15 protein-coding genes are annotated in these 21080 nt (G+C 54.3%); 11 read left to right on the forward strand and 4 right to left on the reverse strand.

Annotated features, from left to right (window positions below):
• The first annotated feature begins 407 nt into the window (after positions 1 to 407).
• Genes DEM26_RS20695 through DEM26_RS14550 form a run of 5 tightly spaced genes read left to right on the forward strand, consistent with a single transcriptional unit; the run spans position 408 to position 7902 of the window.
• Positions 408 to 797: a helix-turn-helix domain-containing protein gene (locus DEM26_RS20695; RefSeq protein WP_233243123.1), complete on the forward strand. Its 390-nt coding sequence runs from the start codon at positions 408 to 410 to the stop codon at positions 795 to 797.
• Positions 794 to 2338 carry a type I restriction-modification system subunit M gene (locus DEM26_RS14535; protein WP_109172707.1) on the forward strand — a complete coding sequence of 515 codons (1545 nt, stop codon included), beginning with the start codon at positions 794 to 796 and terminating at the stop codon, positions 2336 to 2338. The genes DEM26_RS20695 and DEM26_RS14535 overlap by 4 nt, the downstream gene beginning before the upstream one ends.
• Positions 2335 to 3633: a restriction endonuclease subunit S gene (locus DEM26_RS14540; RefSeq protein ID WP_109172708.1), complete on the forward strand. Its 1299-nt coding sequence runs from the start codon at positions 2335 to 2337 to the stop codon at positions 3631 to 3633. Before DEM26_RS14535 ends, DEM26_RS14540 begins: the two co-directional genes overlap by 4 nt.
• Positions 3630 to 4808, forward strand: coding sequence for an AAA family ATPase (locus tag DEM26_RS14545; protein WP_109172709.1), 1179 nt, complete (start codon positions 3630 to 3632; stop codon positions 4806 to 4808). Before DEM26_RS14540 ends, DEM26_RS14545 begins: the two co-directional genes overlap by 4 nt.
• A complete protein-coding gene (locus DEM26_RS14550) occupies positions 4801 to 7902 on the forward strand; it encodes a type I restriction endonuclease subunit R (RefSeq protein WP_109172710.1) in 3102 nt (1033 codons plus the stop codon). The genes DEM26_RS14545 and DEM26_RS14550 overlap by 8 nt, the downstream gene beginning before the upstream one ends.
• Positions 7903 to 8079: 177 nt before the next feature.
• On the opposite strand, the gene DEM26_RS20220 is transcribed toward DEM26_RS14550, so the two are convergent.
• The 3 genes from DEM26_RS20220 to DEM26_RS14560 are packed head-to-tail and all read right to left on the reverse strand — an operon-like array spanning position 8080 to position 12232.
• Entirely contained in the window at positions 8080 to 8904 is an 825-nt protein-coding gene (locus DEM26_RS20220) for a hypothetical protein (protein ID WP_146194466.1), read from the reverse strand.
• Positions 8905 to 8943: 39 nt separating this feature from the next.
• The gene (locus DEM26_RS14555; protein ID WP_109172711.1) at positions 8944 to 10956 is read right to left on the reverse strand and encodes an ATP-binding protein; all 2013 of its coding nucleotides are present in this window, start codon (positions 10954 to 10956) and stop codon (positions 8944 to 8946) included.
• Entirely contained in the window at positions 10943 to 12232 is a 1290-nt protein-coding gene (locus tag DEM26_RS14560) for an SIR2 family protein (RefSeq protein WP_233243125.1), read from the reverse strand. Before DEM26_RS14560 ends, DEM26_RS14555 begins: the two co-directional genes overlap by 14 nt.
• 331 nt (positions 12233 to 12563) lie before the next feature.
• Between DEM26_RS14560 and DEM26_RS14565 the strand changes: the two genes are divergently transcribed.
• Positions 12564 to 13817 carry a hypothetical protein gene (locus DEM26_RS14565; RefSeq protein WP_146194467.1) on the forward strand — a complete coding sequence of 418 codons (1254 nt, stop codon included), beginning with the start codon at positions 12564 to 12566 and terminating at the stop codon, positions 13815 to 13817.
• A 36-nt stretch (positions 13818 to 13853) separates the two neighbouring features.
• On the opposite strand, the gene DEM26_RS20225 is transcribed toward DEM26_RS14565, so the two are convergent.
• Positions 13854 to 14084, reverse strand: a complete 231-nt coding sequence (locus tag DEM26_RS20225; RefSeq protein ID WP_146194468.1) for a hypothetical protein — start codon at positions 14082 to 14084, stop codon at positions 13854 to 13856.
• Between the two features lie 214 nt (positions 14085 to 14298).
• Between DEM26_RS20225 and DEM26_RS14570 the strand changes: the two genes are divergently transcribed.
• The 5 genes from DEM26_RS14570 (at position 14299) to DEM26_RS14590 (ending at position 20986) form a co-directional block, all read left to right on the forward strand.
• A complete protein-coding gene (locus DEM26_RS14570) occupies positions 14299 to 14832 on the forward strand; it encodes an RNA 2'-phosphotransferase (protein ID WP_109172713.1) in 534 nt (177 codons plus the stop codon).
• 508 nt (positions 14833 to 15340) lie between these two features.
• A complete protein-coding gene (locus DEM26_RS14575; RefSeq protein ID WP_109172714.1) occupies positions 15341 to 16021 on the forward strand; it encodes a hypothetical protein in 681 nt (226 codons plus the stop codon).
• On the forward strand, positions 16018 to 18159 hold the full coding sequence (locus DEM26_RS14580) for a DDE-type integrase/transposase/recombinase (protein ID WP_109172715.1): 2142 nt from the start codon (positions 16018 to 16020) through the stop codon (positions 18157 to 18159). The genes DEM26_RS14575 and DEM26_RS14580 overlap by 4 nt, the downstream gene beginning before the upstream one ends.
• The gene (locus tag DEM26_RS14585; RefSeq protein WP_109172716.1) at positions 18147 to 19157 is read left to right on the forward strand and encodes a TniB family NTP-binding protein; all 1011 of its coding nucleotides are present in this window, start codon (positions 18147 to 18149) and stop codon (positions 19155 to 19157) included. The genes DEM26_RS14580 and DEM26_RS14585 overlap by 13 nt, the downstream gene beginning before the upstream one ends.
• Complete coding sequence (locus tag DEM26_RS14590) at positions 19154 to 20986, forward strand: TniQ family protein (protein WP_109172717.1); 1833 nt, start codon at positions 19154 to 19156, stop codon at positions 20984 to 20986. Before DEM26_RS14585 ends, DEM26_RS14590 begins: the two co-directional genes overlap by 4 nt.
• The last annotated feature ends 94 nt before the right edge of the window (positions 20987 to 21080 follow it).

Genomic DNA, 21080 nt, shown 5'->3' on the forward strand with positions numbered 1-21080 from the left:
GTAGCAGAATTCATTTGAAAAATAACTAATATATCAGATGCTTATGTGTCGTCATCGCGATTTAAGAGCTTTCCGCGTTCCGGTTTGAGTTCCGGTTCACGGACGCCTCTTTTGACTGCTTCCGCGAGATCATATCTGCCGTTCGTCGCTCTCCCTCGTCGAGTGAAATGAAGCCTCCGATCCGTCTGCGCCTGCGAGGACGCGGCGGGAGATCGCGGAAGATCCGGGGATTGAGCTTTCGACATTGACGCCGTGGCACGGTCGCGAGCGGGATGCCGGTGTGCCGGTCGAGGCTTCTGTCGACGTGCATGCCGAGTTGAAGCGGTTGCGATACGAGAACGCAGTGCTCAAACAGGAGCGTGACCTCCTAAAAAAGCCGCAGCCTTCTTCGCGAAAGTTGCAACTCGATGAGCTTTGCTTTCATCGAGGCGGAGAAGGCCAGCTTTTCCATCAGCGGCATGTGCCGTGCCCTGGGCGTCAGCCAGAGTGGTTTCTTCGCCTGGCGCGGCCGCCCAGCTTGTCAGCGTCAGAAGCGTGATTGCCGAGCTTGCCGCCGCCCTCAAGCTCCTCTATTTTCAATCCAGATCCATCTGAAAGGACATTTCCGGGTGCCCAACGATGACATCATGACCGTGAAAGAACTCGCCGATTATCTGAAGATCGCGGAGAAGACTGCCTATCGGTTCGCCTCCGAAGGCAAGGTGCCCGGGTTCAGGGTTGGCAGTGCGTGGCGGTTTCGCAAGGGCGAGATCAATCGCTGGATCGCCCAGCAGGAACAAGAAGGGAAGCAGAAATGACCGGGCAAAAACAGCGCGACGAACTTCATCGCCAGATTTGGGCCATCGCAAACGATGTGCGCGGCGCCGTCGACGGCTGGGACTTCAAACAATTCGTTTTGGGCGCTCTCTTCTACCGTTTCATCAGCGAGAATTTCACGATCTACATCGAAGGCGGCGACCCGAGCGTCAACTACGCCGCGATGCCTGACGCAGACATCCCTGCCGAGGCTGTCGACGATGCTGTGAAGACGAAGGGCTACTTCATCTACCCTTCGCAGCTTTTCAAGAATGTGGCCAAATCAGCCAATACCAACGAAAGCCTGAATACCGATCTTGCTGCCATCTTCAAGGCCATCGAAGGTTCGGCCAATGGTTACCCATCCGAGCAAGACATCAAAGGCCTGTTCTCTGACTTCGACACCACCAGTAACCGCCTTGGCAATACCGTCGCGCAAAAGAACGATCGCCTTGCGAAGGTTCTCAGACGGATTGCAGAGCTACAGCTCGACTTCGCGGATGCGCAGGGTGACCCCTTCGGCGATGCCTATGAGTTCCTGATCTCCAACTACGCCGCCAACGCGGGCAAGTCGGGCGGCGAGTTCTTTACCCCGCAGCACGTGTCCAAGCTGATCGCACAACTCGCCATGCACGGCCAAACTCGCGTCAACAAGATCTACGACCCCGCCTGCGGCTCCGGCTCTCTGCTCTTACAGGCCAAGAAACACTTCGATGACCACATCATCGAAGGCGGCTTTTTCGGGCAGGAAATCAACTACACCACCTACAACCTCGCGCGCATGAACATGTTCTTGCACAACGTGAACTACGACAAGTTCGACATCCAGCATGGCAACACGCTGGAAGATCCGCATTTCTTGGATGACGTTCCCTTTGACGCCATCGTCTCGAACCCGCCCTATTCGGTGAAGTGGAAGGGTTCGGACGATCCGACCCTGATCAACGACGAACGCTTTGCCCCCGCAGGCGTTCTGGCTCCGAAATCCAAGGCCGACTTCGCATTTGTCCTACACGCACTGCACTACCTCTCATCGCGGGGCCGCGCGGCGATTGTCTGCTTCCCTGGTATCTTCTATCGCGGCGGGGCGGAGAAGAAGATCCGCCAATATCTGGTCGACAACAACTACGTCGAAACCGTCATCGCGCTGTCGCCGAACCTGTTTTTCGGCACCACCATTGCGGTGACGATCCTTATACTCGCCAAGAACAAGACCGGCACCGATGTGCAGTTCATCGACGCGAGCGGAGAGACTTTCTTCCGAAAAAGCACTAACACCAACTTGATGGACGATCCCCATATCGCCGAGGTGCTACGTCTCTTTGCCAGCAAAGAGTCTGTCCCCCATGTGGCGCAAAACATCGCGCAGCAAGCGATCATGGACAATGACTATAACCTCTCGGTCAGCGCCTATGTCGAGCCAAAGGATACCCGCGAGGTGACGGATATTGTCACCCTCAACGCAGACATCGCGAGAACGGTGGAGCGGATCACCGATTTGCGCGCGCAGATCGACGCGATCGTGGCGGAGATCGAGGCGTGAGCGGTTTGGGGTATTTGGAGCGCCTCTTGGATGGGGTGGCGGTGGACTGGGTGCACTTGGGAGAGGTGGCTGAATATGTGCGCGGATTAGTCTACAGTAAATCGAGTGAAAGTGCCGATGGCCAAGGCTTCAAGGTTCTAAGAGCGAATAACATCACGCTTCCAGGTAATTCCTTACGTTTCGACGAAGTGAAGACAGTGAATTTCAAAACCAAGGTTAAGAAATCACAAAAGCTTTATAAAAATGATATATTGATAAGCGCTGCCAGCGGCAGCCGTGAGCATGTTGGGAAAGTGGCATTTATCAATGAAGACATTGATTTCTACTTTGGCGGATTCATGGGGGTTGTTAGGTGCGGAAAGAACCTGAACTCGCGATTTTTGTTTCATATTTTAAGTAGTCAGATATTTCAGAGGTATCTTGATGACAGGTTGAATAGCTCAACCATAAATAACTTGAGTTCAAGGATTATGGGGGGCTTTGAAATCCCCATCCCGTGCCCAGAACACCCGCAGAAGTCTTTGGCGATTCAGGCCGAGATTGTGCGGATATTGGACGCTTTCACCGCGCTTACCGCAGAGCTTACCGCAGAGCTTACCGCAGAGCTTACCGCCCGCAAAACCCAATACAACCACTACCGCAACCAACTCCTCAGCTTCGACGACGCGGATGTAGAGTGGAGGGCTTTGGGGGAGATCGGCGAATTCATCCGCGGCAAGCGCTTCACAAAATCTGACTATGTTGATGAAGGCATTAGCGCAATTCACTACGGTGAAATCTACACACATTACGGGACTTTCGCGAGTGAAACTCTCTCCAAGGTCAGGCCTGCGCTTGAGAACTCCCTTCGATTTGCCCAAAAAGGCGACGTCATCGTCACCGGTGTCAGCGAAACAGTCGAAGAAGTTGGTAAAGCTCTTGCATGGCTCGGAGACGAGCAAGTTGCCTTTCATGACGACAGTTACGCCTTTCGTCATGAAATGAACCCAAAGTTCATCGCTTACGCGCTGCAAACAGACGCGTTTCAAGATCAGAAGGCCCAATATGTCTCGACCGGGAAAATGAAGAGGCTGTTGATCGACGGGATCAAGAAGGTGAAGCTGCCTATTCCTTTCCCCAACGACCCTGAAAAATCCCTCGCCGAACAAGCACGCATAGTCTCCATCCTCGACAAATTCGACACGATCACCACCTCTCTCAGCGAAGGCCTGCCGCGCGAAATCGCGCTGCGGCAAAAACAGTATGAATACTACCGCAATCTGCTGCTCAGCTTTCGCAAAGGAGCTCAGGCATGACCAAGACGCTTGAGGAAATCGCCGAGCAACTGCGCGATCCAAAAAAAAATGTCCAACTGATCTACGCCTTCAACGGCACCGGAAAAACCCGGTTGTCCCGGGCGATGAAAACCCTGATCGCCCCCAAGTTGGAGGGCGACGATACCCCAGCACGCAACAAGATCCTATACTACAGCGCTTTCACTGAAGACCTCTTCTATTGGGATAATGATCTAATAGGTGATGCAGACCCAAAGCTGATCATTCAACCCAACAACTTCACCGATTGGATTTTTGAAGACGAAGGCAAAGAGCTAAGTATCAGCCGCATCTTTCAGCACTATACGAGTGCCACGCTGACGCCGAGTTTTAATCAAAAATATATCCGCCATAACCCAGATGGCAGCGAAACCGAGGTGAAGGCATTTTCAGAAGTCACTTTCTCGATCCAGGCTGGAAGTGACGAAGAAACGGGGAACTTCAAGATATCTAAAAGCGAAGAAAGCACCTTCATCTGGAGCATCTTCTATTCGCTACTGGAGACGGTCGTAGCAGAGCTCAATATTCCAGAGCCTGATGATCGCGCGACGAACCAGTTTGATACGTTGGAATATGTGTTCATTGACGACCCTGTTAGCTCATTGGATGAAAACCACTTAATTGAATTGGCTGTTACCCTTTCGGAATTGATCAAATCTGCCCCTCCGCAGCTCAGGTTCGTTATTACGACGCACAGTCCGCTTTTCTACAACGTTCTGCACAATGAGTTGGAATTGAAGAAGAAACCAGCCAATCAGGGCTGCTACCTATTGGTGCGCCATGCGGATGGAAGTTTCACTCTCGATAACAAGCTGGGAGACTCCAATAAGAGCTTTTCCTACCATTTGCATTTGCGACGCATACTGGAAGAGGCCATCGAGCAAGACAAGGTTGAACGATATCATTTCACATTGTTGCGTAACTTATACGAGAAGACGGCAGGATTTCTGGGTCATAACCAATGGGGGGATCTGTTGAACTCTGCTGAGGGTAGCAAAGAAGCCTATGTTCGAACAATCAACACCTTTAGCCATTCGTCGCTTTCGAATGATCAGGTGCGCGACCCGACGCCGCAAGAAAAGCAGACAGTCAAGCGTTTACTCGATAATTTGATCGACAATTACGGCTACTGGAAACAGGACGCGCAGAATGGCTGAACATCTGACCCCGATTGCTGAGAGTAAGAGTTTCATCGTTCTGGATGCATACAAGCGCATCGAAGATCCCGCCAAGGGCTATCAGAGCGAAGGTGATCTGGAGTGTGAACTGGTTAAGGATCTGGTCGATCAGGGCTATGAATTCCGTCCCGACATCGACTCGTCTCAGGCGATGCTCGCCAATATCCGCGTCCAATTGCAGAACCTGAACAGCGTTGCCTTTTCGGACGTTGAATGGGCGCGTTTCGTCGAGACTTATCTGGACAGGCCCAGCGAAGGTATAGTCGACAAGACCCGAAAAATCCAAGACGATCATATACATGATTTTGTCTTCGACGATGGTCGTATTCAGAACATCCATGTGGTCGACAAACGCAACAAGTCCCGCAACAAGCTGCAGGTAATCAAGCAGTTTGAGCAAACGGGCTCCCACTCCAACCGTTATGATGTGACGATTTTGGTGAACGGTCTGCCGTTGGTGCAAATCGAGCTGAAACGGCGCGGCGTGGCCATCCGTGAGGCCTTCAACCAGATTCACCGCTACAGCAAGGAGAGCTTTAACAGCGAGAATTCGCTATTCAGGTTCCTGCAGATGTTCATCATCTCGAACGGCACCGACACCCGTTATTTCGCCAACACCACGAAGCGTAACAAGAATAGCTTCGACTTCACGATGAACTGGGCACAATCAGACAACGGGTTAATCCGCGATCTGAAGGACTTTACCGCGACCTTCCTGCAAAAGCGCACGCTTCTGGATGTCTTGCTGCAATATTCGGTCTTCGATACCAGCGACACCCTACTGATCATGCGCCCATACCAGATCGCGGCAACAGAGCGCATTCTTTGGAAAATCCGCAGCTCGTATCTGGCCAAGACTTGGTGCAAGCCCGAAAGCGGTGGCTTTATTTGGCACACCACGGGGTCGGGCAAGACTTTGACGAGCTTTAAGGCGGCCAGGCTGGCGACCGAACTCGACTTCATCGACAAGGTGTTCTTCGTCGTTGACCGTAAGGATCTCGATTACCAGACGATGAAGGAATATCAGCGGTTTTCACCCGACAGCGTCAACGGATCGGACAGCACCGCCGGATTGAAGCGCAATCTGGACAAGGACGACAACAAGATCATCGTCACCACGATCCAGAAGCTGAACAACCTGATGAAGTCCGAAGCGGATTTGCCGGTCTACGGCAAGCAGGTGGTTTTCATCTTTGATGAATGCCACCGCAGTCAGTTCGGCGAAGCGCAAAAGAACCTGAAAAAGAAGTTCAAAACGTTCTACCAGTTTGGCTTTACCGGCACGCCAATCTTCCCGGAGAATGCCCTGGGCGCGGAAACCACTGCCAGCGTGTTCGGGCGCGAATTGCATTCCTACGTGATCACGGATGCCATCCGCGACGAGAAGGTGCTGAAGTTCAAGGTCGATTACAACGACGTGCGGCCGCAGTTCAAAGCCTTCGAAAGCGAGCAAGACGAGAAAAAGCTAAGCGCCGCCGAGAACAATCAGGCCCTGCTGCATCCCGAACGGATCAAGGAAGTTTCGCAGTATATCCTGAACAATTTTCGCCAGAAGACGCACCGACTACAGGCCGGAAGCAGCGGCTTCAACGCCATGTTCGCGGTCAGCAGCGTGGGTGCGGCCAAGCTATATTACGAGACGCTGAACGCCCTTCAGGCCAGCAGCGACAAGCCCCTGAAAATCGCGACGATCTTCTCCTTCGCCGCGAACGAAGAACAAGACGCCGTCGGGGACATTGAGGACGAGAGTTTTGACGTTTCGGCGATGAACGGAAGCGCCAAAGAATTTCTGAATGCGGCGATCACGGACTATAATGTGTATTTCAAGACGAGTTTCGGCGTCGATGGGCAGGGTTTTCGAAACTATTACAGAGACTTGGCGAAGCGCGTCAAATCCAGAGAAGTCGATCTGCTGATCGTTGTAGGCATGTTCCTGACCGGCTTCGACGCCCCGGCCTTGAACACCTTGTTCGTCGACAAAAACCTGCGCTTCCATGGCTTGATACAGGCATTTTCCAGAACGAACAGGATTTACGACGCGACCAAGACTTTTGGCAATATCATCGCCTTCCGTGATCTCGAACAGGCGACCGTCGACGCGATCACGCTTTTCGGGGACAAGAACACCAAGAATGTCGTCTTGGAGAAAAGCTACGACGAATACATGAAGGGCTTTCAGGATCAGGAAAACGGGAACACCCGACGCGGTTTCATCGATATCGTGAGCGAACTTGAAAGCCGGTTTCCGAATCCTTCAGAGATCGAGAAGGAATCCGACAAAAGGGCCTTTGCAAAATTGTTCGGCGAGTATCTCAAGGCCGAAAACATTCTACGGAACTTCGATGAATTTGCGGCATTGAAAGCCCTTCAAGAAGTGGATGCCAGCAATGCAGAGGCCATCGAGATCTTCAAGGCGCAGCACTATCTGAACGACGACGTGCTGCATGAAATGCAAAAAATCCATCTGCCGCCTGAGCGCAAGATCCAGGATTACAGGTCGACCTACAACGACATCCGGGACTGGTTGCGGCAAGAAAAGAACGCGGTCGACAGCGAGAAATCCCGCATCGACTGGGATGACGTCGTGTTCGAGGTCGATCTGCTCAAATCGCAGGAGATCAACCTCGATTATATTCTCGAACTAATCTTTGAGAAGAACAAGAAGTTGAAAGACAAGGCGGGTCTGATCGACGAGGCCCGCCGCGCCATTCGCGCCAGCATTGGCAACCGGGCGAAAGAGAGCTTAATCGTCGACTTTATCAACAAGACAGACCTCGACCGCCTCGACGACAAGGCAAGCCTGATCGACGCGTTCTTCGCATTCGCTCGGGAAGAGCAGCGCCACGAAATGGACGAGATCATCAAATCCGAAGAGCTGAATCCCGAGGCTGCAAAACGCTATATCGCGGCCTCGATCAAACAGGAGTTCGCGTCTGATAATGGCGCCGACCTGAATGCCATATTGCCAAGAATGAGCCCGCTGAACCCAAAATTTCGAAGCAAGAAGGCGATAGTGTTTGAGAAGATCTCCGACTTTGTTGATAAATTCAAAGGTGTAGGCGGTGACGTGTGAGTGCGGCGGTCTGCAAAACGATGAACATCGCTGCCATTCATCCCACATGCTGCGAATGACTGCTTACCGCCCAGACCTACAGCCCCGTCGCGAACGGCCCTGAGCCGACCTTCACCGAGTGAAGTGATGCTGCGGTGCAGCTTCATCAAAGCAGACATTGCCAATTGAGCCTAATCGTCATCGCCCGCTCCTACTTCGACCATATTTCTGCGCTTGACTGTATTTCTCCAAGGTTTCGGGATTTAGCTGAGTGAAATTCTCATCGACCCAAAATTTCGCAAAACTCTGGGGATTAGTGGTCCGCCTTCCGTAGACAGTTGGGACGCCATTGAATTTCACTCCAACAGCGTGGCCGAAGCCGCGTTGATCAAGTTTTACAAGTTGTGGATGACCTCCCGTCATGAAGGATTTTGAAGGTATGCCATTGACTAGATCACAGAGGGACCAAAAGCAGGTCCGAGCCACGTCGCCTTGATCACCTTTGGCAATCCATTCTTGCCGGTCCTTGTTCGGGCGACCACCGAGGCCCGAACTATAGACATGCGCCGACTTTTTGCTGTTCAATTCATTCTCACCAATCTGGTTCACGCTCCAACTTGAATTCGCGCGCCCGGCATGATGCAAGCGATACAGTTGAAAGTCTGAAGGCCCTTCGGCATCGCAGCGCGCGCCGTATAGGATTTCAAGCTCACAAATCGGCCCCTTCAGAGGGGTAGCACAAGGCAATCCACAAAATTCTTCTGCCCGGCCTCGGGTCCCGGGCGAAGATTGGATCACAGCACGCTGAATTTCTTTCAGGAGTTGCCGCAGGAAAGATTGGCCCCATTGGAGATCCCCTGAGAGGGCAAAAATTTCTGGGGTGCAAACGCTTTCAAAGACCTTCTTTTCTCGCAAAGACACTGCTTGACCAGTTTGAAGAGATGTCCCTTGGCTATCAGCCCCCAAGTAAAATGTCCTTGTGCCTGTGGCGGACACCGAGAGCCATGATGTGACGGTTGTCATACTCGTGCGGCCTACTTTCAGAAGTGGAATTCCAAGAGGCTATGCTTTCCAGTGCAAACTTGGATTCTTGGGGACATACCAAAGGTCGCGAACCTGCGTATCGTCGCTGTTGGGCGTGGGATCGGCGTCCCTGACGCGGAAGGTGGTCGGAATCTTCACCGCGCTTCCGAAGATCAGCGCGTGCTGCTTCGGTAGAGATGGCAAGCGCCTCAGAACCGTTTCCGAGATGAATGGCGTCATCTGTTTAATCTGCGAAAGATCGTCGGGGTTTTGGATGCGGTGAATGATGAAGTTGTTACACTGCGAGAGAACCGTCTTCGAGAGCTCGCTCGGCCGTTGTGAAGCCACAATCAAGAAAGCCCCGTATTTCCTGCCCTCTTTGGCAATCCTCTGGAAGGTTATGCTTGCGTCGATGGCAAAGCGGCTAGGGCGCTCTGAGATGTAGCGGTGCGCCTCTTCGAGGATCAGATGGACAGGCATCTTGTTTCGGGGCGTCGCGCGGCGCATCCGGTCGAAGATCAGCCGTGCAACAACGGCAGAGGCTAGTTCGACGATCTCGTCCGAAGCATCGTTCAGGTCGATGATGCAGAGCTGCCGCTTTTTCCGGTAGTTTTCCCCCTGCCTGGCAATTCCCAAAAGTCGATCCACGAAGTGGGTTGGCTCTCTATCGTGATCTTTCAGGTTCTCGACTTTCGCCCGCAAAAACTCGAAGTCAGGGTTATCGGAGACTGACTTTAAGCGCGTCACCATCTGAGAACAGTAGTCTCTAATCTGCTTGTTCCCGTTTGCCTCTTCATAGTGAAGCGCGAGATCGAGTGCCGCCTGCAATCGCTCGAAGGAAAACGGCTTATTTGCATATGTGGGCAACACAGGCTCGTCTTGAACGAACTTAGAGAGGAATTCAGATAAGCCAATGGCATCGGCTAAGGAACCATAATTTACACCGAGTTGATGCCTGATCTGCGGAATACTGATCTCACCCGTTTTGAAGGATGCGAGAATCGCGGCGAGGCGATCTGATTTACTCGGACTGCTAGCATCGCTCTGAAGAATTGCCAGCAAAGTCTTGGCGAGCACGTGATTTCTTATTTCAGAAATGTCAGCGGCTCCCTCGATGACACCATCTTCCTGCTCTGCGAAAAGCGTAGTTAGGCCGAGTGCTGTGCGAAGAGCGGGCTGCTGCGACCGCTCGCTGGCGCGCAACAGTAGCGCCCATTCATCGACCGTCATGAACCAATGCGGCAGTCGAAAGCGGCTTATTTCTTCATTCCCTACGAGGCTCCTCACGGAAGCCTCGATCTCTGCACCGGGGTCGGTGGCTTTGAGATAGCTTGAATTGATGGACCACGGCAGATTGTCGAGCGCTTGTCGATACTCGCCGTTGACATCGAAGATCACAAAAGACGCTCCAAGCGCTCCGAAGTCGTCAGGCCTCATGAAGACTGACTGGAAAATCGTAGCTACAGTGCAAGATTTTCCGCTTCCGGTATTTCCAAGAACGGCGACGTGCCCACCGAAAAGTGCGTCAAGCTGCGCCTTCACAGGATAGTCCTTGAAAACCGCTGACGTGCCGATCTCGATCGTATGGGGAACCGTTCCCTCCTTTTGAGCCCCCTCAGCGTCGGTCTTTGTCTCACGATCTGCTGGTTGCTCCACGTTGAAGATGCGGTCCAGGTCTTCATCACGCGCATAAAGGGCATCTGCATAAAGCGGAGGAAACGTCGAGACCCCAAATTTGAAGGAGCCGCCATGGACAGGCATGGAGCCAACCGGAACCACATCGAGAAATTTTGCCGCCGTGGCTTTGTCCATCTCTGCTGCATTGCCGTAGGCTGGTGAAAAATCCTTCTCTCGGAGGCCGATAATCTCCAAGACGACATACTCGGATTGGGTCGGCACCATGAGATATGATCCCAAGGTCGCGACATAATGGACATCATCGAAACCGACGACCGTGAAGTTGTCGCTGCCCCTATGCAGTTCGACAACAAGGCGATCTGCTGACACGCTAACGATCTTGCCTATGGCACGGCTTGCATCATCCCTCGCCATTTTCGCCACCCTGCTGCTTGGAGAGCAGCTTCTTGAAGACCTTTTCGATAGCCTGTTCTTCTTTCTGGTCAGCGCTCGTTGGCATCAAGTCTTGCACGATACTGTCGAAGTAGTGCGCCTTCTTGCCCGTCGCCTTGTCGCGGCCCCAGATGAAGGAAATCCTCGGGTCTCCTAGCGCTGCGAGCTCTTTAGTCACCGGATTGTTGGCGTCGTCAGGATTGAGGAAGGCGATCAGGCGGAAGCCTGGGAGGGTTAGTCCCTGAAAAATAATGTTGTTAATGTGCTCGTCGCCAAAGCTGAATCCCATCACGAAAAGGACACTTTGATCTTGAACGATCTGACGCTGAAACTCACGGAACATGTCCGAATAGGGCGAGCCAAAACTCGCGGTCTGCTTCGAGGGTGTCGGATAGATCATGACACGATCCTTGGAAGGATCGAGCTTGTCAGCAGATTCCCGGATCGGGAAAAGACCTGTCTCCTCTTCCGTCCAGTTTACAGACCCGTGGAGCTTGCAAAAATGCACGTATCCATCAACCGCCGCCCACCTCTTTGAGGAAATATCGAGCTGTTCAGCGAGGGCGCGGCGGTATGTGGAAGGGTTGAAACGGCGCTCAACCGTGCCCGCAAACCCGTTGGAATAGGGAACGCCGGATCGATCCATCGCCCTCTCGTTAAAGAGGTCGTAATTTGTGGTGAAAACCCAAGGCGGCGCAAGGCCACGGGATCGGGTGGCCAGCGACTGATAAAAGCGCCGATACAGCGTCACGACTGCTTCGTCGCCGTTTGCAAAAGGTCCTTCAGTGCATTTCTGAAGGATGAACTTTTTCACGCCTGCGATGACGGCCTCGACGGTTCCGAGGGCACCTTGAAGATCTGCCTTACGGCTTCTCTTACAAAACTGCTGCGCCGTCATGAGGGCTTCCATCAACCGCTCCAGGTTTTTTCGAAAGTCTTCATGGGTTAGATCGATCCCCAGCTGATCGTTGAGGGCCATTCTTTGTTCAGCCGTCACAAACACTCCGACGCCAGGCAGACCAGGAATTTCTTCAAGCGTTACCTGGAACTCTGCGGCAAGCGGCCCCATCGTCGGAATGCCAAGATCATTGCCTTCGTGCATGTAGGATGAGCAACCGGAGCCGATGAGAAAAGACAAGTTCTTGGAGCCGAAGGCCTCTGCCAGATGCCGCCGGATAATTTCAGCGCGGTCATCATACCCTGCTTCAGGGGAGAGTTTTGCAAACTCGTCTCTGTTCCCTTTTCTAAAATTGATCAAGCAATCACTCCAAGTAAGCCTCGCCCTTGATATCTCGCCCCACGGTAGCGAAGGAACTCGAATGTTGTAAGTCCGGTTTCGGCGGTTATTCCTCAATCATAGGTAGATGCAGCGAATGGCCGCTCCCCGCCCTTAGTGGTATGAGCTTTCGGAACGGGTCGGGTGCACAATCGATTGGGGTGTGTAGAATTAGCCTTACCGGTGCTCCTTTTTAAGCCGCCGCTATGACCAGCCTCTCCACTAAATTTGTGAACCTCTCGTGGAGTGTCTGCTTTTCTTCTCGATGCTGTTCCTCTTTAATTCGCGACGAGCTCGCGATGGATATTTTTAGATGATTACATTTCCTCACCAATCTGCAGTGATAAACGCCTACTGTGCCGCGTCAGCGTCGGCAGAGCCTACCTTCAAACCGGATTTTGATCCTTTTTTGGCGCGCAACAAAGGAATGTCCGACAGTCAGTTGCACCGTGCCGACCGGGTCCGCAAGGCTCGTTCTCGTCTGGTTAAGGGTGATAGATTTTCTCCCGATGACCCGAAGGTCAAAAAGTTCCTGTCAGAGTATCTCCACCATCTTTTTGACCGCGCCGAACTAAACGTGGCGGCCCGGCCCGAGCTCGAAAACCTCTACGACGTGTTCCGCGATTTCCTTGGAAAGCATCAGCTGAGCTTCGCCGAGTTTTCGAAGTGGCATGTCGGTCCGACATCGATGATGTTGGGGATGTTCTCCAGTCGCTTCGGAAGTGTTGCGCCTCTGCCAGACGCAACGCATGCCTTTTTCAGCGAGTTCATCGAAATTTTGAGCCAGCCGGAAAGAACGTTTCTCTCGATTGAGAGAGGTGAGAAAGGACTATCCGATATCGAGGTGCTCTTTCTGGAAGGGCTGCCTGAGGGCACAGCGCTTCACGAGCGGTTTCGAGGGAGCAATGATGACGATCTCGAGCGCTTGTCGCGGCTTGCAGCGCTGACCGGCCTCACATGGCAGCTCGCTCTTTGCGAAGTCACTTTGATGAACCCATCAGGCGATAAGCCTAAACCCGATCTGGCGCCTCACCCCACCAAGGGAGGCGGCCAACGTTGGTCGGGCGGGACGGCTTGGGTTGCCGAGTTGTCCAAGTTTGCGCGTTTACACCTCACAGATCCCAGGGTTGGCGCGCGCGGCCCAAAAAGTGAGGCGAGCCAGATAATTGCGCTGATTGAGAAGGGAGGAGGAGACGCTCAAAGTGATCATTTAACCCGAAGAATAAACGACATCAGATCCGGCCGGGCGCCACTGACCTTCAGGATGGTCGAAGATATCTGTTGGAAAACTGAAATTGCTATGCGCGCGGTTTGCGACGAGGGGGCGAACGATCCAGTGGCTCGCCCGGACAGCAATGGCTGGCAAACCCAGCTTTTCGAACTCAGGTTGCACGGGCACATCTCGGGCTACATGGGCTACATCGAGCGTGTCTGGAAGTATGCGAGTGTAGAGATGCAACGCCCTGACTTTCTTCAGGATTTACACGCTGCCTGGCAAGATTGGCCACGCCTATACGGGCACGCTTTGGAAGGTCATCGCGAGCGCCTTGCCGAATTCGCTCTGTAGAAACATCCGGCAAGGCATGTTGCGTGGTAAGGTGTTTCAGCGCGTCGATGCTTTTCCGCGACGCCGATTCACAGCTTTTTGGGCGCGAACAGGAAAGCCAGTGTCCTTGCCTTCGCGAATGCGGTCGACATCGCTTTGAGTGATCGGCTTCCGAGGCGTCGGATGCGCCTTGAGTGTCTTAGGAGCCTCGTTGTCTCGGCCGCCGCCGGATTTCTTGCCATGTTGCTTCGAGGGAAGACCTGCAGACTGCTTACTCTTGGTGTTCATTTCATTCTCCATCAGTAGTGAACAAGGGCTTCATGCCATGGAGCGTTCGAGAAACTTCGCAGATTCGTGGGACAAAACGATGCGTCGAAGAAAGCGAAAGTGCCCGTGAGCGTGTCACTGATGGTGTTCCAGCGCATGTCACGGATGACGCTCGGCCTCGCGGTGGCGGCGGCGAGTTTGTATGTGAGCGATACAACCTGAAGGAAAAATGTTGATGAGCAGAGATAGCAAGTTTTTGGCTCGCATTTTGAGGCATACCCCGGAGGAAATCGGCCTCGAGCTTGATCCTCAGGGTTGGGCGCGGATTGACGAATTGTTGCGGTCGCTGCGGAAAGCTGGGCGAGTGATGTCGCGTGCTCAGCTTGAGGAGATCGTCGCTACAAATAACAAGTCGCGTTTCACGCTCAGCGGTGATTTGATCCGTGCTGCGCAGGGACATTCGGTCGACGTGAATCTTGGGCTTCCGCGGATCGAACCGCCAGAAACGCTCTTTCACGGGACTGCGGTGCGAAACCTTGATGCCATATTCTCCGAGGGCCTTGTGCCTGGGCGACGGCGTCACGTGCATCTTTCGGGCGACCCTGCCGCCGCAATCCATGTTGGGAAGAGGCATGGGAAGGCGACAGTTCTTCGGGTCGAGACGGGGCGAATGCATACCAGTGGACACGCGTTCTACAGGGCAGACAATGGCGTTTGGCTGACAGATTTTGTGCCCTCAAGATACTTGGGTTTCGGCTCTTGGACGTAGCGCTTCCTATCCTGCGGGTGTCACATCACGCTCATGCGTATGAGCTGAGTGCAGATTTAAGTCGAAAATCACACTTTTGTGATGCTTTCGCGAGGCGTGCGAACAGAAAGATTGCGATGCACAAGGATGGCTCGTTTTGCGAGGCACACTACCAAGGTTTTATGGCGATGACGAACTACGATTGGACTTCGTTCGTTTTTTGTTCTTAGAGGTCAAACCAGATTTTTGAATTTTGCGCCGGTCGAAATTTGTGCGAACTCTCCCGGGCAAACAAAGTTCGGACCTCGGGAGAAGAAACATCAGACTTTAAGAAAACAAAAGCGCGCGGACTGCGCCAACAGTCCACGCGCTCTGCAGAAACGCCGAGGGCGCCTCTCTGACACGATATGAGTGCCAACTATCAGGCACAGTATCAAGCGTCCTTCGGCTCTTCCCAACAATACACGCAAGCTAACGGGTCGGTTCTTTCCGATCCGAACGGCTCACTCATGTCTATTGGAGCTGAAAAGTGCAAATCGAGCAAACAGGGTCGGGGCGCAAACTTCCCTTCCAGTCTATGGCCCAACGTAAGGTCGCAACAACTTCTAAGGGCCACGCATCTGGTCACCTCATCTTTAAGCGGGGTGAAACCGAACGCATCATCTTGGTTGAATCCGATCTTGAGATGAAGTGGGCGATCATTCTCGACGCCGATCCGAGCGTCCAGGATCTCCGTGAACAGGTCGCCTTCCAATGGTCGGACAGTGGCCGTGCGCGCACCCACTACTTCGACTTTGTCGCGTCTTTCTCTCAAGGCTCAAGAATCGCGTTCATGGTTAAGCCTGCGTGGCGAGCCGAGAAGTCGGCGTTCAAAGCCGAAGCCAGAGCCATTGCCGAGCAAGCCACGCGTGCAGGCTTTGCTGATGAAGTTCGCGTGCTCACCGACCGCGCTCTGAGCAACGCAAATCTCAATAACGCCCGTCTCTTTCGGTCAGTTCGAGAGGTGGACGACGAAGCGGACTCCATCGCGGCAACGGTTGCTCGCAATCTCTTCAGCCCGGTGAAGATGTCTGCGCTGATTGAAGAAATCGGTCTCGGTCCGCGTGGGTTCAAAGCCCTGGTTCGTTTGGTTCAACGTGGCGCGCTGCGGCAGGTCTGCGATGGGGGCATCGGTCTCGAAACTCTCGTCAGCGGGGGACATGTCGCATGATCCGCATGCCGCCTACCACGACCCAAGGCCGCGTCTACTTCGGTGCATTCGATCGCGTCGAGATCAACGGTGTTCCCTATCAGACACTGCAGACCAACGAAGACGGTTATGTCATGCGTTCGCTTCGCGAAATTGGCGGCTGCGAGATGTTTACTCATGCCGATCTGAAGCAGTTCCAGAACGCCGGGCGGATCAAAGTGGAGGTTGAGCACTTTGCCCCCGAGCGCGCTGCCAAACGGCGAAGAGAGGCCGAGTTCGCCTTCGCGAAGCTTACTGAAGCTCAACGCGAAACTCTCGCAGTCCGCCTCGCGTGGTGCCAGAGCTTTCTTGCAATGCACGAAGCAAAGCGGGTTTCAAAAACCCACGCCTCCGTCGAGGAGCAACTCGGTAACATCCAACTTTCGGCGAACCGCATCTTTCATGAAACGTCGGATCAATTTGGATCAGAGAAGAAGCAATATGGAGGTGGCACAAGGAAACAGCTCGCCACCGTCAGCTCGACCTCTCTTCTGAACTGGGTCAAGAACTACTCTGTGCACGGTCTGCCTGGCCTTCTCGACAAGCGTTCTCTCCGTGGAAATCGCAGCGGCCGTTTCTCCAGTGAGGTCGAAGCCATTCTTCGGGCGGAGGTGGCCAAGTATTTGCACCCGGACTGTCCCTCCAAGCACAAATGCATTCAGGACACCCAGGACACCTTCAGGCGAGAGAACAATAAACGCGAAGCCGATGGTGAGCCGCCGCTTCCCGTTCCGAGCAAAGAAACCATCCGAAAGCGGATCCTCGCCTTCTCCCCCTTCGAAGTCTGCGTGGCCAGAGAAGGCAGGGATGTGGCCGCCAAGAAATTTCATCCTGTCGGCGGGGGCCTGGCATTGTCCAGACCCCTGGAGCGGGTGGAAATGGATGACTGGACTGTCGACCTGCTGACAATCGCGCGCCATGCGGGCTTGGAGGCCGCTCTCCCGCCCGAGCTCCTCCAGGAGCTCGCCCTCGATGGTAAGAAGAAGAGATGGCACCTTTGTGTTGCGATCTGCAGGACTACGCGCTGTATCGTCGGCATGTCCCTATCAAACTCGGCTCCTACAAGCGCGGCAATCCAGTGCTTGAAAATGGTTGTTCGCGACAAGGGTAAATGGGCGGATGCCGTGGGCGCGCTTGATGCCTGGGATATGGCTGGAAGACCCGATCTTCTGGTCACGGACTGCGGAAGCCAGTTTGCCTCGCTTCTATTCCAAATGGCCACTCAGGATCTGAGCATCGATTTCGAGAGAGCCGCTGCCGGATTGCCCCAACTTCGGGCCACTATTGAACGGCTCTTCAGAACTGTCTCAACCCAATTGATAGGACGTCTCTCGGGTCGGACTTTCTCGGACGTCGTATCGCGGGGGGATTATCCGGCGGAAGAGCGTGCGGTGCTCACACTGGATGACTTCACCGCGATCCTCATTCGCTGGGTCGTCGACGTCTACCACAACACTCCGCACGAGGGCCTTGGCGGCGAAACCCCTCGGGAATGCTGGCGGCGCCTCGCGGGCACCGTTGGCGTTCGCCCTTGCCCGGATGCGAGAACCTTGCGACTGGCACTGGGTGAGCGGTGGGAGCGCACGCTTTCAAAGCAAGGCCTCCGGGTTCTCAACCTTTACTACAACAGTGCTCTCCTCATGGAGCACTTCCGCCGTAACCCGAACCGTGAAGTCTCTCTGCGGTGGCTCGCCGACGACATTGGACAGATCGAGGTTCTGTTGGGCGAAGAATGGCACACGGTCCCGGCGGTGTTGCCTGGCTTCGACGGTCGATCCGCTGTCGACTGGATTGCGGCACAGCGCCTCATCAGAAAAGGGAACCCCCACGAGCGCAATATCTCGATGAACACTGTCACCCGAGCCATCGCCGAGATCGACGAGATGAACAGGGTCGCCGGCCACCGGGCGGGGCTTCTCGATGAACGCCTCGACGCGGAGGCCATCGAGAAACTTGAGCAGAAAATTTCGATGGGGTTCGTCAGCGACGACACTCAAGATGCCTATCAACCACCTGACGGCTTGTATGGTGACAAGATCGAAACCCCGATCGAGCTCAAAGCTCCGGAACGAAACCAAGCAGCACACATCCCGAGCGCCAAACGGAAATGGAAGTTCTGACCATGGCCCAGCCAAAACTACCCAAGACGCCCGTTTCCATCGCCGAGGTGGTGGACAAGCTCGCCGCAAACCACATCGTCACACCCGCTACAGACAGGTTCACCGGGCATTTTGAACGGCTGTTTCGTAGGAGTGACAGCGATGATGGCGCCATCGTCCCGCGGCTACACACAGGAGGTCTCGAAACCCGCGGCGTCATGGTGCTCGGCGAACCTGGCAGCGGTAAAACGGCCCTTGTGCGCCATCACCTCCAAAATCATGAAGGGTTGGTCCCCATCGCAGGGAATGACTGGTCTCAATACCTGCACATCACGGTCCCAAGCCCTGCGACACTTAAAAGCGTTGGCCTCGAGATTCTCAAGAAGCTTCACTACCCCAATATCTCAGAGCGGGCTGAGCGCTGGAAAATCTGGGAGGCTGTCAAGCACAGGCTATCCTTGCTCGGGATCAAGGTGCTCTGGATCGATGAAGCGCACGATCTCTTTTCCCCGTCTGCAGCACGCGAGCGGGACGATATCTTGAAAACGATTAAATCCCTGATGCAAGGGGAGCACGCCGTTGTTATCGTTCTGTCCGGAACCAAGCTTCTGGGTGAGCTCACCGAAGTCGATCTTCAGGTCGCTAGACGTTTTTCGACGGTGATTCTGAGCGAAATCTCCTACGCTTCCGACGGTGAGAACTTGGAGGGGCTAATCGCTCACTACGCGGAGACCGCTGGCCTTGCGGTGAACTTCACAGATGATCTGATTCAACGATTGATCTACGCGTCCGGTAACCAGTTCGGCAGAGCTGTCGAACTGATTGTCTTCGCGATCGAGGCCGCTCTCGAAGAGGGTGCGAAACAGCTTGGAGTGGAAGCCTTCGCCAGTGCCTGGGCCCTGCAGGAAGGCTGCGGCTTTGATGAGAACATCTTCGTTGCGAGAGACTGGGCGATGCTTCCGGGCCCTCATGAACACGCGACGCTTGCCGATAGCAAGCGCAAACGGGGGCGCAAATGACCCAAGTTTTGAAGCCGTATCTGCCACAGGAAAGGGACGAAACAGTGCTTTCGTGGGTTGCTCGACTGGCAGCTTTCCACACTGGCGACATCGTCGCGCGTTTCCTGAACGACTTTTCCATTCCTTCCCAGAGGCTGCTTGCCGGTGACAACGAGGTATTGCGAAATCTGGCGGAAATAACTGGGGCAGACTTTGGGGGGCTTCGAGCCCTTCAGCCTGAGCAAACTGATCAGCGCCGGTATCGCTTTCGCGGCAACGATTTCTCAAGTGAGTTCATGCCGCAGAAAGAGCTCGCTTATTGCCCACGCTGCCTTCGCGAGGATGACGAAAGGGGCCACTCTACCCGCGTGGGCCGGTGGATGTGGCTTTTCGAGCCTGTCCGCGTTTGCGAGCACCACAACGTCCCTTTGATCGTCCACCAAAAGACAAAGTGGAACGACATGATCCGTGGCTTTAACGAAATCGCTCCGGAGAAAACTGCAATCGCACGGCAGGCAGACAATATGCCGGAGTGGAGCGTCTCCCCGCTGCAAGGATATGTTGTCGACCGGATGCGTGGAGAGACAGGGCCCGCTTGGCTGGACAGTCAGTCGATTGAGCAGGCATCGCGCGCGACGACGATGATCGGTGTGCTCGAAGGATGGGGAGCGTCCGCCAATCTGCACACTCTGGTGGATGATGATTGGGACAAAGCGGGGCAACTTGGCTTCGAGGTCACGAGCGGTGGCGTGAGCACCATCCGGCAGTTCTTCGAGCGCATTCAACGAAACCATCCGTCCCCGAACGCCAACGTCGGCCCTCAAGCCGTGTTCGGCCCCCTCTACAAATGGCTGCAATTCAGTCGCGGCGGTAAGGACTATGGCCCGATCAAGGACGTGCTTCGCGAACACATCCTCGACACGATGGCTGTGAAAGCGGGCTCGAACCTGTTGGGCGAGATTGTCCATGAGACGCGTAGGCACACGGTTAAGAGCCTCGCCAAGAAGTCCGGCTTGGACGTGAGAACTCTGCGCCGAGCCTTGGTTTCGAATGGTCTCTTGAATGGCGGCGACAAGTCGAGCCTTAACAACTCCGTCGACGCCGTAGCCGGGGAGCAGCTGGCAGGAGCACTTTCCCGCGCGATTACCTTTCGAGAGATCCCCGAATATCTGAACGCGACCAGGGGGCAGGTGGAAACCCTGCTTCAGGAAGGCTTCCTGCAACCGATAATAAATCCGTCGGGGGGCAATCGTCGCTTTTCTTCATGGGTCGATACGCGAGAAATCGACGATCTAATTGCGAGGGTTTCGGACAGGGCCAAGTCGGTCGATAAGCCGACTTCGGGTATGCTTCGTATCCCGGACGCCGCTCAGGCAAGCAAGCGGCCTACAAAGGACATTGTTGGCCTGCTCCTCAAGGGTCGCCTCTCGACTGTAGAGAAGATCTCGACTGAACGTGGCTATCTGTCACTGCGGGTGAGCCCTGTCGAAGTCGAGGAGGCGCTACCTCTACCTCAAGCCGATAAGAGGCCGGGACGATATCAGGCAGCCAAGCTCCTGGGGCTTTCGTCGAGGACAATGAAGCGTCTTTTAGAGACACCCGGCCAGGATTTCTTCCACCCTGAAGTTCGCAAGGAGGGCGCGTGCGCAAAGGAGTGCTTTTCATTCGAAGAGATGGAACGGTTCAAGCGGAAGTATGTGACGCTCGGCGAACTGAAGAAGCGGTCGGGCTGGCATCATGCTGATGTTCAAAAAGAGCTGCGAATGCATGGCATTCACCCTGTCTGCGACCCGAAGTGGGTCTGCGCCTACTTGTTCGAACGAGAGCAAGTCGACCCCGTCATATTGTAAGCAACACGACGAAATCAGACCGAAGGCCACGCAACGCGTGGCCTTTTTTGTTTTAGTGTGGCTTCAGGCGCTTCAATGGAGTTGCAAGTTTATG

This window comes from Thioclava sp. NG1 (assembly GCF_003122275.1).
In the GTDB taxonomy this organism is placed as follows: domain Bacteria; phylum Pseudomonadota; class Alphaproteobacteria; order Rhodobacterales; family Rhodobacteraceae; genus Thioclava; species Thioclava nitratireducens.